Annotated in this window: 10 protein-coding genes; all 10 read left to right on the top strand. The window is 46.1% G+C overall.

Annotated features, from left to right (window positions below; genetic code table 11):
- The first annotated feature begins 66 nt into the window (after positions 1-66).
- The 10 genes from R7R24_RS01365 (at position 67) to betB (ending at position 12,876) form a co-directional block, all read left to right on the top strand.
- Positions 67-1,245 carry a thiolase family protein gene (locus R7R24_RS01365; RefSeq protein WP_005373232.1) on the top strand — a complete coding sequence of 393 codons (1,179 nt, stop codon included), beginning with the start codon at positions 67-69 and terminating at the stop codon, positions 1,243-1,245.
- A 70-nt stretch (positions 1,246-1,315) separates the two neighbouring features.
- The gene (locus tag R7R24_RS01370; RefSeq protein WP_005373229.1) at positions 1,316-2,809 is read left to right on the top strand and encodes a CoA-acylating methylmalonate-semialdehyde dehydrogenase; all 1,494 of its coding nucleotides are present in this window, start codon (positions 1,316-1,318) and stop codon (positions 2,807-2,809) included.
- Positions 2,810-2,902: 93 nt separating this feature from the next.
- Positions 2,903-4,057: an acyl-CoA dehydrogenase family protein gene (locus R7R24_RS01375; RefSeq protein ID WP_005373226.1), complete on the top strand. Its 1,155-nt coding sequence runs from the start codon at positions 2,903-2,905 to the stop codon at positions 4,055-4,057.
- Positions 4,058-4,106: 49 nt separating this feature from the next.
- Positions 4,107-4,883 (top strand): enoyl-CoA hydratase, encoded by a 777-nt coding sequence (locus R7R24_RS01380; protein ID WP_005382662.1) that lies wholly within the window; start codon positions 4,107-4,109, stop codon positions 4,881-4,883.
- A 10-nt stretch (positions 4,884-4,893) separates the two neighbouring features.
- Complete coding sequence (locus R7R24_RS01385) at positions 4,894-6,024, top strand: enoyl-CoA hydratase/isomerase family protein (RefSeq protein WP_206946538.1); 1,131 nt, start codon at positions 4,894-4,896, stop codon at positions 6,022-6,024.
- Between the two features lie 19 nt (positions 6,025-6,043).
- Entirely contained in the window at positions 6,044-6,940 is an 897-nt protein-coding gene (gene mmsB, locus R7R24_RS01390; RefSeq protein WP_206946536.1) for a 3-hydroxyisobutyrate dehydrogenase, read from the top strand.
- Positions 6,941-6,949: 9 nt separating this feature from the next.
- Positions 6,950-7,708: an SDR family oxidoreductase gene (locus tag R7R24_RS01395; protein WP_033906450.1), complete on the top strand. Its 759-nt coding sequence runs from the start codon at positions 6,950-6,952 to the stop codon at positions 7,706-7,708.
- 462 nt (positions 7,709-8,170) lie between these two features.
- The gene (locus R7R24_RS01400; protein ID WP_373920862.1) at positions 8,171-10,192 is read left to right on the top strand and encodes a diguanylate cyclase; all 2,022 of its coding nucleotides are present in this window, start codon (positions 8,171-8,173) and stop codon (positions 10,190-10,192) included.
- Positions 10,193-10,797: 605 nt separating this feature from the next.
- Entirely contained in the window at positions 10,798-11,397 is a 600-nt protein-coding gene (betI, locus tag R7R24_RS01405) for a transcriptional regulator BetI (protein WP_017820329.1), read from the top strand.
- 18 nt (positions 11,398-11,415) lie between these two features.
- The gene (gene betB / locus R7R24_RS01410; protein ID WP_191115745.1) at positions 11,416-12,876 is read left to right on the top strand and encodes a betaine-aldehyde dehydrogenase; all 1,461 of its coding nucleotides are present in this window, start codon (positions 11,416-11,418) and stop codon (positions 12,874-12,876) included.
- The last annotated feature ends 137 nt before the right edge of the window (positions 12,877-13,013 follow it).

Consider the following 13,013-nt stretch of genomic DNA (forward strand, 5'->3'; position numbering starts at 1 on the left):
TCAAACTTGACGTTAACGTAAATGTTAGTATAGTTATGACGTAAACGTCAACAAAAGGTTAATGGAATGAAAAATGAAACATGGATTGTTGCCGCTAAGCGAACGCCTATCGGCTCTTTTCAAGGTGCATTAGCTTCAACAGATGTCACGGAACTCGGTGCGAAAGCCATTCAAGGGGCGCTAGCCGAAAGCCAACTCGATGTGCACAAAATAGACGAAGTGTTGATGGGATGCGTTTTAACCGCCGGTGTGGGGCAAGCGCCTGCAAGACAAGCAAGTCTTAAAGCTGAAATGCCACAATCGATTGGTTGTACGACACTGAACAAAGTTTGTGGTTCGGGTATGAAAACCGTCATGCTGGCATATGACCTTATTCAATCTGGCAATGCGCATGCTGTCATCGCTGGTGGCATGGAAAACATGTCGTCTTCTCCTTATCTATTAAAGAAAGCGCGTGATGGTTTCCGTTTAGGTCACGAGCAAGTGCTTGATCACATGTTTTATGACGGGTTGCAGGATGCCTACCAAGGCGAGCTGATGGGTGTCTTTGCAGAACAGACGGCGCAAAAGTATCAGTTTAGCCGTGAAAGTATGGATGCCTGGGCGCAGCAGTCGGTGACTCGTGCGCAGCAAGCAATCGAACAAGGTTTGTTCAAAGAAGAGATCGTGCCTGTTAACGTAAAAAGTCGGCGCGGCGAAACCTTGGTTGTAGATGATGAGCAACCGAGCAAACTCGACGTCACTAAAATTCCTACCTTACGCCCTGCGTTTGCCAAAGATGGCGGCGTAACCGCAGCAAACTCTAGTTCCATTTCGGATGGTGCGTCGGCAATGATCTTAGTCGATAGTGAGTTTGGTCGTCAGGAAAACCTTCAGCCTCTAGCCAAAATTGTCGCGTACAGCACGCATGCAAGACAGCCTGATGAGTTCACCATCGCACCAGTCTTCGCGATTGAATCGCTGCTGGAAAAAACGGGCTGGGACAAATCAGACGTGGAACTTTGGGAAATCAATGAAGCTTTTGCTGTCGTGACTCAATACGCGGTGAAAGCTCTCGAACTGGACGAGAGCAAAGTGAACCCTCGCGGAGGGGCTTGTGCGCTGGGGCATCCAATAGGCGCAAGTGGCAATCGAATCCTTGTCACTTTGATTCATGCGCTAAAACAAACTGGTGGTAAGCGTGGCGTTGCATCGCTTTGTATTGGCGGCGGCGAAGCTACCGCTATCGCGATTGAAATCTGCTAAATCACTCTCAACAAAGTTTCACTTACATAACAGTAGTCAGTAACAAGCTGAAAAATACAAGGATGTCATCATGACAGAACAAGTAAAGCAGTATATCGGTGGTGAATTTGCCATCTCCGATTCAAAACAATGGCTAGATGTAACTAACCCGGCAACCAACGAAGTGATTGCACAAGTACCTTGTGCCACGGAATCGGAAATGAATGCGGCGATTACCAGCGCAACAGAAACGTTCAAACGCTGGAAAGAAGTTGCAGCGCCGGAGCGTGCTAGATTGATGTTGCGTTACCAACATCTGCTAAAAGAGCAACACGATGAGTTGGCGATACTGCTTTCAAGTGAGACAGGCAAAACCCTCGCGGATGCAAAGGGTGACATTTGGCGCGGAATTGAAGTGGTAGAGCAAGCTGCAAACATTTGTAGCTCAATGATGGGCGAAACGGTTGAGAACGTCGCGACCAATATTGATGGTTACTCTTACATTCAACCGCTCGGCGTTTGTGCTGGCATTACACCGTTTAACTTCCCTGCGATGATCCCATTGTGGATGTTCCCGATGGCGATCGCTTGTGGCAACACCTTTATTTTGAAGCCGTCAGAGCAAGTGCCACTAACGGCAATGAAACTGGCGGAGCTGTTTGAACAAGCTGGCGCACCAAAAGGCGTATTGCAAGTTGTTCACGGGACCAAAGAGCAAGTCGACCGCATTCTGACTGATCCAGTTGTTCGTGCGATCTCTTTTGTTGGCTCTGTGCCCGTTGGTGAGTACATCTACAAAACAGGTACAGACAACCTGAAACGCGTGCAGTCATTTGCAGGTGCTAAGAACCACATGGTCATCATGCCGGATGCAAACAAACAGCAAGTCATCAATAACCTAGTTGGCGCGTCAGTTGGTGCTGCAGGCCAACGCTGTATGGCGATTTCGGTTGCCGTATTTGTCGGCGAAACCAAAGAATGGATTCCAGAGCTTAAAGAGGCGTTAGCTCAGGTTCAGCCTGGCGCGTGGGATGATGAAACCGCCGGTTATGGTCCACTGATTAGCCCTCAAGCGAAGCAGCGAGTGGTGAATCTGATTAATGAAGGCAAAGCGTCAGGCGCGAATTGTGTTCTGGACGGGACAGACTGCCAAGTACCTGGCTTCCCGAACGGTAACTGGGTGGGGCCAACACTGTTTACTAACGTGACCACAGACATGTCGATTTATCAGGAAGAAATTTTCGGGCCTGTACTGTTAACTATGGAAGTGGATGACCTAGATGAAGCGATTGAACTGATCAATGCAAACCGCTTTGGTAATGGTACGTCTATTTTCACGGCGAACGGCGCTGCCGCGAGAAAGTATCAACACAATATCGAAGTAGGTAACGTAGGCATCAACGTGCCGATTCCAGTGCCATTGCCATTTTTCTCATTTACTGGGTGGAAAGGCAGCTTCTACGGCGACCTGCATGCTTACGGTAAACAAGCGGTTCGCTTCTACACCGAGACGAAAACTGTCACCGCGCGTTGGTTTGAAGATGACATTCCAAGCGGTCCAAACATGACCATTCAACTTAGCTAATTACTGGATTAGCGACACCTCTAGCCAAGCGCCACCGTTTAAGTGGGCTTGGCTCGGATACAAATGCAACGAATTAGACCTTAGGACTTCAAGATGGATTTTGAATTAAACGAAGATCAACTCGCGTTTGCCGAAGTAGCAAAGCAGTTTGCAGACCAAATGTTAGCGCCTCATGCGGCCGAGTGGGATGAAAACCATCATTTCCCTAAAGACGTACTGCGTCAAGCAGGTGAACTTGGTTTTCTGAGCATCTATACGCCGCCAGAGCATGGTGGCTTGGGGTTATCTCGTTTGGATGCGGCGATCATTTTCGAGCAGTTGGCTATGGGTTGTACCGCGACTACTGCGTTTATGACCATTCACAACATGGCGACGTGGATGATAACCAGCTTTGCCAAAGCCGAAGTGGCGCAGCAATTTAGCGCGGATCTAATTTCGGGTGAAAAGCTCGCTTCCTACTGTTTAACCGAACCTAATGCCGGCTCTGACGCCGCTTCTCTAACGACTAGCGCAGTGCGTGATGGCGATGAGTTTGTCCTCAATGGAGCAAAAGTGTTTATCTCGGGTGCGGGTGATACAGATGTTCTCGTCGTGATGGCGCGTTCGTGTGGTGAAGGAGCGGGTGGCGTTTCTGCATTCGTTGTTCCTGCTGATTGCGAAGGCATTAGCTACGGTAAAAAAGAAGCCAAAATGGGTTGGAACTGCCAGCCAACTCGCATGATTACCTTCGAAAATGTCCGCATTCCGGCTGACTATCTGTTGGGTGAAGAGGGAGAGGGCTTTAAGTTCGCCATGCTTGGCCTTGATGGTGGTCGAATCAATATCGCTACTTGTTCCGTCGGTACTGCGCAACAAGCACTGAACGAAGCCAAGCAATATATGAACGAACGCAAACAGTTCGGCCGTTCACTGGCGCAATTTCAAGCGTTGCAGTTCAAGCTTGCTGATATGGCGACTGAGCTGGTCGCTGCGCGTCAAATGGTGCGACTCGCTGCCGCTAAACTCGATGCCCAGCACGCAGAAAAAAGTGCGTACTGTGCCATGGCAAAACGCTTTGCTACTGATGTGGGCTTTAAAGTCTGCGATCAGGCGCTGCAAATTCACGGTGGCTATGGCTACATCAAAGAATATCCAGTCGAGCGCCATTTCCGAGACGTTCGTGTTCACCAAATTCTTGAAGGTACCAACGAAATCATGCGTCTGATCGTCGCAAGACGATTACTAACGGAAGGCGTTGAGCTGCTTTAGTCAGCGAGACACAGCCTTACCTAAAGAAATTAAAAAGGACTGAAAGATTATGACGGCACAAATCAAATTAGAGCGCGAAGCGCATATTGCCAAGCTCACGATTAGTAATCCGCCAGCGAACACTTGGACGCTTGAGTCTTTGAATCAGCTAAAAGAGTTGGCGATTGAACTTAGCAATGATCGCTCTATTTATGCGTTGGTTTTAACAGGCGAAGGCGAGAAATTCTTTTCTGCTGGAGCAGATCTTAATAACTTTGCATCGGGTGATAAATCACAAGCAGCAGACATGGCGTTCGCATTTGGTGAAGCGTTTGAAGCGCTGTCTGCATTCGATGGGGTTTCTATCGCAGCGATTAATGGCTATGCGATGGGCGGCGGTCTGGAAGTGGCGATGGCGTGTGACATTCGTATCGCAGAAGAACAAGTACAAATGGCACTTCCTGAAGCATCGGTAGGTTTGTTGCCGTGTGCGGGTGGGACGCAAAACCTGACCGCGTTGGTAGGTGAAGGTTGGGCGAAGCGTATGATCCTGTGTGGCGAGCGTGTGACGGCCGAGCGAGCGGAAAAAATTGGGTTAGTCGAAGAGGTGGTGGCGAAAGGTCAAGCACTCGAAGCGGCTATGGAGCTAGCACAGCGTGTTGCAGGTCAATCACCGAAATCTGTGTCTGCGTGCAAAACGCTCATTCAAGGTCGACGCAGCCAAACTCATGCAGCTGGATTGGTTTTGGAGCGTGAACTGTTTTTACAGCTGTTCAATACACAAGATCAGACTGAGGGTGTGAATGCGTTTTTGCAAAAGCGCAAGCCACAATGGACAAACAGCTAGCGGAGGCCAAATGACAGGTACAGTAAATGTTTCAAAACTTGAGTGCGCTGATGGCTCTGTTATTGGTGTGCTAGAGCTTGATAACCCAGCAGCTCTCAACGCGTTGAGTTACGTGATGATTGAGAAGTTGTACAAACAGCTTAATGAATGGCAAACGGACGACAGCGTCATCGCGGTATTCTTGCATGCTCAAGGTGAAAAAGCGTTTTGTGCTGGTGGTGATATTCAAGCGATCTACCGTGCACTTGAAAACAAAGAGCAAGACTTTGATTCTGCGTTTTCAGCGATGGAAACCTTCTTTGACCTCGAATATCGCTGTGACCATCTTATTCATACTTATCCAAAACCGATCATCGCGTGGGGACATGGTTATTTGATGGGCGGCGGTGTGGGCTTATTTATGGGTGCTAGCCATCGCGTTGCAGAAACGACCACACGCTTTGCAATGCCAGAGATTAAAATTGGCCTTTACCCAGATGTAGGCGCGACGTACTTCCTAAACCAGTTGCCAAAACATTTGGCACTGTTCTTAAGTTTGACGGCTTGCCAAATTAACGCAACAGATATGAAAGCGTTGGGGTTAAACCAATGGATTGCACAGCCAGAAAACAAGCAAGTGCTGCTGGATCTGCTTGCATCGATAAGTTGGAAAGGTGAAGCGAACATCAACGAAAAAATCGCTACTACGCTGCGTTCGGTACACGTGGACGAGCCAAGCGAAGGGATGTTGATGCCCTATGCGGAATTGATTGAGCAGTTATGTTCGGGTGACTTAGCGTCAATTGTTGACGCAATCAGCAGTGCTAACGTTGATAACAAGTGGTTCGTCAATGCGCAGAAGTCACTGAACTATGGCAGTCCGTTGTCGCTCAGTATCACTTATCAGCAGTTAACGCAGTATCAAAATCTCTCTTTGAAAGCGTGTTTTGATATGGAGTTTAACCTAACACTACGTTGTGGCTTAGAAGGTGATTTTAGAGAAGGGGTTCGTGCGCTGATTATTGATAAAACCAATCAACCGACTTGGCAACATCGCACGGTTTCTGACGTAACGCCACAAGTTTTGGAGCGCTTCTTCTCGCCAATTGACTCAGCAGAATACCCACTGACCGCATCGTCGGTAGCTATAGCGGCACTTTAGTACAAGGAAGAAATACGATATGGACAAAATTGCATTTATTGGCCTTGGTAACATGGGCGCGCCTATGGCTAAGAATCTACTCAAAGCGGGCTTGAATGTCGAAGTATTTGATTTGAACCCAAGCGCAGTTGAGGAGTTGACCGCATTGGGCGCTTCAAGTGCCGATTCCGTTCAGCAGGCAGTACAAGGTGTGGAGGTGGTTGTCACTATGCTGCCAGCGAGCCAACACGTTCAAAGCGTTTATCTTGGTCAAGATGGCATCTTAGATAGCGTCGAATCAGGCACCTTGCTGATTGATTCATCCACCATCGATCCGGCGACTGCTCGTTTGGTTGGCGAAAAAGCATCGCAACTTGGTATCAGTTTTGTTGATGCACCAGTATCTGGTGGCGTTGCGGGCGCAGCAGCAGGTACGTTAACTTTCATTGTTGGCGGCTCACAAGAGAACTTTGTTCAAGCCAAAGCGGTGCTTAGCCACATGGGTAAAAACATCTTCCATGCGGGCGATGTTGGAGCTGGTCAGGTCGCGAAGATCTGCAATAACATGATGTTGGGCATTTTGATGAGCGGCACCTGTGAAGCACTCAATTTAGGGATGGAAAACGGACTCGATCCCAAAGTGCTTTCCGACATCATGTTGCAAAGTTCAGGGCGTAACTGGGCGCTAGAGCTTTATAACCCTTGTCCAAGTGTGATGGAAAATACGCCTGCAAGCCATGGTTATCAAGGCGGCTTTATGAGCCAGTTAATGGCTAAAGATCTGGGTCTTGCGATGGAAGCGGCGGTTGCCAGTCAAACATCAACGCCAATGGGCAGCTTGGCTCGTAATCTGTTTAATTTTCACAACGGTCAGGGCAACGGGCAAAAAGATTTTTCAAGCTTGTTTGAGTTCTACCAAAAGCAAAATCAGGCCTAAGGAGCGCTTATGGAGTTAGCAAATAAGGTCATTGCGATCACGGGGGCAGGGCAGGGGCTGGGTAAACAAATGGCACTGTCACTGGCGGAAAATGGCGTTCATCTTGCGCTTATCGACCTCAATTCAGAGCAACTGGCTGAAACGAAAGCGGAATGTGAATCTCTCGGCGTTACCGCTCGTTTTTATGTGACGAACGTGACTGACGAACAGCAGGTGTGCACTGCTTTTGAGCAAATTGAGGCAGATTTCAAGCAGCTCAATGGCGTTATCAATAACGCAGGTATTATGCGTGATGGTATGTTCATTAAAGTCAAAGATGGTCAGGTTAACACGATGTCGCTGGAACAATTTCAGTCTGTTCTAGATGTGAATGTAACAGGCACTTTCCTGTGTGGCCGTGAAGCGAGCAAGGTAATGCTGAACACCGATAGCAAAGGGGTTCTGATCAACATATCCAGCGTTGCGCGTGCCGGGAATATTGGTCAAACCAACTATTCAGCATCTAAAGCGGCGGTAGCCACCATGGCAACGGTGTGGGCGAAAGAGTTAGGGCGTTTCGGAATTCGCTCAGTGGCGATTGCTCCGGGTGTCATCAAAACTGCCATGACAGACCAAATAAAACCTGAAGCGATGGAACGTTTAATCGGAATGATTCCGGTTGGACGTTTAGGTTTGGCGGATGAAATTTCATCGACCATAAAATACGTGTTAACCAACGAATTCGTGACCGGACGAGTGTTCGAAGTCGATGGCGGAATGCGAATGTAACCCCCTCTGCAACATAAAAAAGGGGAGCGAGTTTGATTGTCCGCTTCCTTCCACTTTCTTCTTTCTTTTATTGCTTCTATCTGAAAAATGTATTGGATGCATGGTCGACTGTTATCTCATCGAACGGTATAAAAATTTATTCTATTTCTAATGTGAATGGCTAGTTCTATATTGCTTGTCATGTAAATGTATTAACTCACAACTAAGACGATCTTTTGTCTCACTAACGAGATCGTTATTCTTGGTGTGTAAAAAACATTCTTATTGGTCATATTGTAACCGAAAACTATTTCGGCATCTAAAGATGGTGATTTATTATTCAGCGCAAAATACATGGGAATATGAGGCTGACTGAATAACCTTCAGTTGTCTTAATAATAAATAATCAGAATTCTCAATTACACTGAAGTAACTACCCATTAGGGAAGAGCAATAATGTCACTATTTCATTCGCTTAGGACGATGCCGCTATTATTGGGGTGTCTGTGTTTTTCTGTTCAGGCCTCCACAGAAAAGGTGGAACAGGAAGGTAAGTTTTTACAGTCGTTAGAAGGCATCGAAAATCAAATTTACGCATTACCTCAGAGTTCTTTAGCTTTGATTGAAGCGTTAGAAGAAGAGTCTTTACTACAAAACCAACCAACAGCGCTGTTGGTGCGTTACTGGCTTGCCAAGGCCACGGTTTTAGAGCTGCTAGGGCGCGTAGAAGAGAGTCAGAGTGTCGTTCAAAAAGGATTGGAGCTTGTACGTCCACAGAGCCATGAGTATCTCCTGTTTAAGTTGATTCAGATGCGAACTATGGTTGGAAAGAGCGATATCGATACCGCGCTTTCTGCGTTGGATAGCTTGTTGGAAACATCGCGTGAGAATGGTGATAAGCAACTTGAATCAGAAATCCTGTTGCTAAAAGGACGCTATTACGATGAGCAAGGTGAGTTTAAAAAATCCTATGCTGCACTTATGTCGTCCATGGATGCGGCTGAATCTTCAGGTGTTCACGGGCTGGTCGAACGTGCAGCACTAGAGCTAGGTGACGTACTTGTCAAAATTCAGGGTTACGACCGATCTGAGGCGCTTTTGGAACAAGCATATCGCTATTTTAGGGATAGGCGTATGTCGTTCAATGAGTTGTTGAGCGTTTTGACGATAGCGAAACTTCATAAAGCACAGTTCCAATACGAAGAGGCGATAGCGTCATATCAGCGAGCGTTAAAGCTGGCTCAAATTATCGGTGATGGACGCTTTAGATTTCGAGTTAACCTTGAACTTGCAGCTTTATATCGCGAGACGAAACAAGAAAAGAAGATGGTTAACCACTTGAAGCTGGCGGAGAATTTACAGTACAGAGAAACGTCTAGCGCGTATTTGGCAACATTTAAGTTGTTACAAGCCGAATATATGTTAGAGCAGCAGCAATTTGAAATACTTTTAGCGATGATCGCGCCAATGCTGCCGGAGATTATAGAGAGTCGATACGTCAAGCAACAGCAAATGGAGCTACTAAAAGTCGCCGCTATGGCCTATGCGGGAAGCAATGACTTTAAACTAGCATTCGAAACTTACGGTAACTATCACGATAAATTTATCCAATTTAGCAATCAAAGAGAAGTTGAAAATCTTGAGCGCCAGCAGACGTTATTTGAGTTGGAACGACTTGAATATGAGAACGAAGATCTCAATTGGAACAATGTGTTGCAGCGTATGGAGCTAGAAAATAACCGTCGTACTTTTTACTTATTGGGTGAAGCGCTACTTGCGCTCATCGGTGTTCTATTTTTGATGGCGGTAGTATTTCTCGTCGTCAATCGCTCGCGTTTGAGAATGCGTCGCCTCGCAAAGACAGACACATTGACAGGGTTGTTCAATCGCCGTTTTTTAGAGGACTGGTTCACTAAGCCAGTAGAAGTGAGGCGTGAGCGAAAAGAGAAACCGGTACCTCAATCTAAGCAAGAAAAGATACAACACTTTGTTTTTGAGCAAGTCGAGCAAGTCAAGTACGGTTATCTAGCTTTAAATAAATGGGTAGATAGCAAACTCGATAAACAGAAAATGGTGCCAAATAAACCACAATCGGGGCCAGTAACTTTAGCGTTAATCGATGTGGATTATTTCAAGCAGGTAAATGATACCTATGGGCATGTGTTTGGAGATACCGTACTAACGGGCGTTGCCAAAGTGTTGGAGGAAACTGTACGTGAGAACGACATTGTTGCTCGCTTTGGTGGTGAAGAGTTTGTTGTTGTTATGCCCAATACAGACCATGAAAACGCTCTTATTACTGCCGAACGTTTACGTAGCGCTTTATCCCTACATTGCTTTGTTACGGAACAGAAAGAAGAAGTGAGAGTGACCTGTAGTTTTGGAGTCGTTACCACTGAAGATAATGAGATGAATTTTAAATCACTTTGCGATCAGGCCGATAAATTGCTTTATCAAGCGAAAGCGAACGGACGCAACTGCGTGAAAGGTCGCTCGCTAGCGTAACAGAAATCAAAAGTTCAGGCTCATCGCACGATGAATCTGAACTTATCCCTCCCATTTACTTTGATAGCCAAGTGACTTTGAGATCCTTGCTTCGAATATAAAACGCTGAATCTAACATCTTAAAGTCACTTGGCGATATTACTTAAAAATGGCTTAAGGATATCGAATCGCATATTCATGGCGTTCAATATAACCTCTCTTTTTGCCTCCTTCACCTTCAAAGTACGAATGCCACTTGTGTCTACAAAACTATAACAAACTAGTGTGTCTATTCTTTGTACAAACAAACCATGTACAGGTGAAATGATTAGTGGTCGATATAAATTTTTTGTGGCACAGATTTTTGTTGTTCAAAAATCAACTCGTTCATCATCGTTTTAAAAATGGATTGACATTTAAGTGTTTGATTTTACTTGCTTCATTTGTTTGTTCTTAAACTGAAATCTAGTTATCCCGACAAGTTCTTACCGAGCAATTTTTCGTACACCCTCAACTTTTCATCCTTTTTTACTAACATTTTTCTTTAAAAATAATTTGAGTTCGAATTAATTTTCAGGCATTTTATATTTAACTAACCGTTCAATTAAAAATAACAGGGACGCAAAATGCCAAAGGTGGGGATGCCTGAAATCAGAAAACCGCAGCTTGTGAAAGCGACAATGTCAGTGATTGATAGAGTCGGTTTACACGCGGCGAGTATTTCGTTAATCAGCAAAGAAGCCGGTGTATCAACGGGGATTATCAACCACTATTTCGGTGGTAAGCACGGATTGCTGGAGGAAACGATGCGAGAAATCTTGCGTCAGCTTTCGTCCACTATCACACAGAAGTTACGTGAGCTGCCAAGTGATGCTCATCACCAAAGAATTAACGCCATCATTGATGGTAACTTTGTCGGCTATCAGGCAGAAAACCAAGTTGCTAAGACTTGGCTGGCGTTTTGGTCGTACTCAATGCATGACGAGCAGCTCAAGCGTTTACAGCGTGTCAACGAACGACGTCTATTGTCCCACCTAAGAAAAGAACTCAAAGCATTATTAAATGCAGAGCAGGCTGAATTGGTTGCTCATGGTATTGCATCACTTATTGATGGAATTTGGCTGCGCGGAACGCTCAACCCGCAAGGCATTGATGCAGAAAGAGCGAGAATCATCATCAACGATTATCTCGAAAAACAACTTACGTTTTATTCTGAAAAAATATAAAAGTTACAGGTCTTCAAAATGGAAATGAAAGCACACTATATCAATGGTGCGATGTACGACGGGTGTTCAGATGAACACTTCACCACTTACAATCCGGCGAATGGTGAGCCATTGGCCAACATTAAACAAGCGAACCAAGACGATCTTCAAGCAGCGATTGAATCGGCAAAAAAAGGTTTTGCTGCATGGTCGGCGATGACTGCGATTGAGCGCAGCCGTATTTTACACAAAGCCGTTGCCATTTTACGTGAGCGTAATGACGAGCTGGCTGCATTGGAAGTGTCAGATACTGGTAAGCCAATTCAAGAAGCTATCGCGGTTGATGTCACAACAGGTGCCGATGTTCTTGAGTACTACGCGGGCCTTGCTCCAAGTCTACAAGGTGAACAGCAGCCACTCAGCGACGATCAGTTTTTCTATACACGTCGTGAGCCATTGGGCATTTGCGCGGGTATTGGTGCTTGGAATTATCCAATTCAAATTGCGATGTGGAAATCGGCGCCAGCACTCGCTGCGGGCAACGCAATGATCTTCAAGCCATCAGAAGAAACACCATTAACGGCGCTTAAGCTCGCCGAAATTTATTCAGAAGCGGGCATGCCAGATGGCGTATTTAATGTCGTGCAAGGGGATTACCGAGTAGGACAGATGCTAACGGCGCATCCTGATATCGCAAAAGTGTCATTCACGGGTGAGTCAGGCACCGGTAAAGTCGTCATGAGTGACAGCGCTAAGACACTAAAACAAGTAACGATGGAGCTTGGTGGTAAGTCTCCACTGATTATTTTTGATGATGCGAAGTTAAACGATGCCGTTTCTGCGGCCATGGTGGCGAACTTCTACACCCAAGGTGAGGTTTGTACGCACGGTACACGTGTATTTGTCCATGAAGGTATTTATGACGACTTTATCGCACAGCTTAAAGCCCGAACCGAGCTGTTAGTCGTCGGCGATCCGCTTGATGAGAACACGCAAATTGGCGCGCTAATCTCTAAAGATCATGAATCGAAAGTTCTAGGAGCGATTGAAGCCGCGAAAGCGAGTGGCGCGACGTTACTGACTGGCGGCTACAAAGTAACAGACAATGGCCTAGCCAATGGTAACTTTGTTGCTCCAACCGTATTTGTCGATTGCGATGATGACATGAGCCACGTTCAACAAGAAATCTTTGGCCCGGTAATGTCAGTTCTGAAATTCCGCGATGAGTCGGAAGTGATTGCGCGTGCAAATGGCACCGATTATGGCTTAGCGGCAGGTGTATTTACTCAAAACCTATCTCGTGCGCACCGTGTGATCCATCAAATTCAAGCGGGTATTTGTTGGGTGAACACATGGGGTGACTCACCTGCGGAAATGCCAGTTGGCGGCTACAAGCAATCAGGTGTTGGCCGTGAAAACGGAGTCGAAACCCTTAAACATTACACACAAACGAAGAGTGTTCTGGTTCAGCTAAGCGACTTCGAAAGCCCTTACAAATGATACTACTCATAGTAGATAACTGACCACTTTAGCTTGTTAAAATGCTCGATAACTACGTTGTCAATTTTGATTGTAGGTTAACTACTTATCAAAATTTCCGCCTTGTTCTCAAGCATTTTTCCTACGCTAATTTCGTT

This window comes from Vibrio sp. 704 (genome assembly GCF_033339295.1).

What these genes read in the sequence shown, in the direction of transcription:
- R7R24_RS01365 (WP_005373232.1), top strand. Translation starts at nt 67, where the DNA reads ATGAAAAATGAAACATGGATTGTTGCCGCTAAGCGAACGCCTATCGGC.
- R7R24_RS01370 (WP_005373229.1), top strand. Translation starts at nt 1,316, where the DNA reads ATGACAGAACAAGTAAAGCAGTATATCGGTGGTGAATTTGCCATCTCC.
- R7R24_RS01375 (WP_005373226.1), top strand. Translation starts at nt 2,903, where the DNA reads ATGGATTTTGAATTAAACGAAGATCAACTCGCGTTTGCCGAAGTAGCA.
- R7R24_RS01380 (WP_005382662.1), top strand. Translation starts at nt 4,107, where the DNA reads ATGACGGCACAAATCAAATTAGAGCGCGAAGCGCATATTGCCAAGCTC.
- R7R24_RS01385 (WP_206946538.1), top strand. Translation starts at nt 4,894, where the DNA reads ATGACAGGTACAGTAAATGTTTCAAAACTTGAGTGCGCTGATGGCTCT.
- mmsB (WP_206946536.1), top strand. Translation starts at nt 6,044, where the DNA reads ATGGACAAAATTGCATTTATTGGCCTTGGTAACATGGGCGCGCCTATG.
- R7R24_RS01395 (WP_033906450.1), top strand. Translation starts at nt 6,950, where the DNA reads ATGGAGTTAGCAAATAAGGTCATTGCGATCACGGGGGCAGGGCAGGGG.
- R7R24_RS01400 (WP_373920862.1), top strand. Translation starts at nt 8,171, where the DNA reads ATGCCGCTATTATTGGGGTGTCTGTGTTTTTCTGTTCAGGCCTCCACA.
- betI (WP_017820329.1), top strand. Translation starts at nt 10,798, where the DNA reads ATGCCAAAGGTGGGGATGCCTGAAATCAGAAAACCGCAGCTTGTGAAA.
- betB (WP_191115745.1), top strand. Translation starts at nt 11,416, where the DNA reads ATGGAAATGAAAGCACACTATATCAATGGTGCGATGTACGACGGGTGT.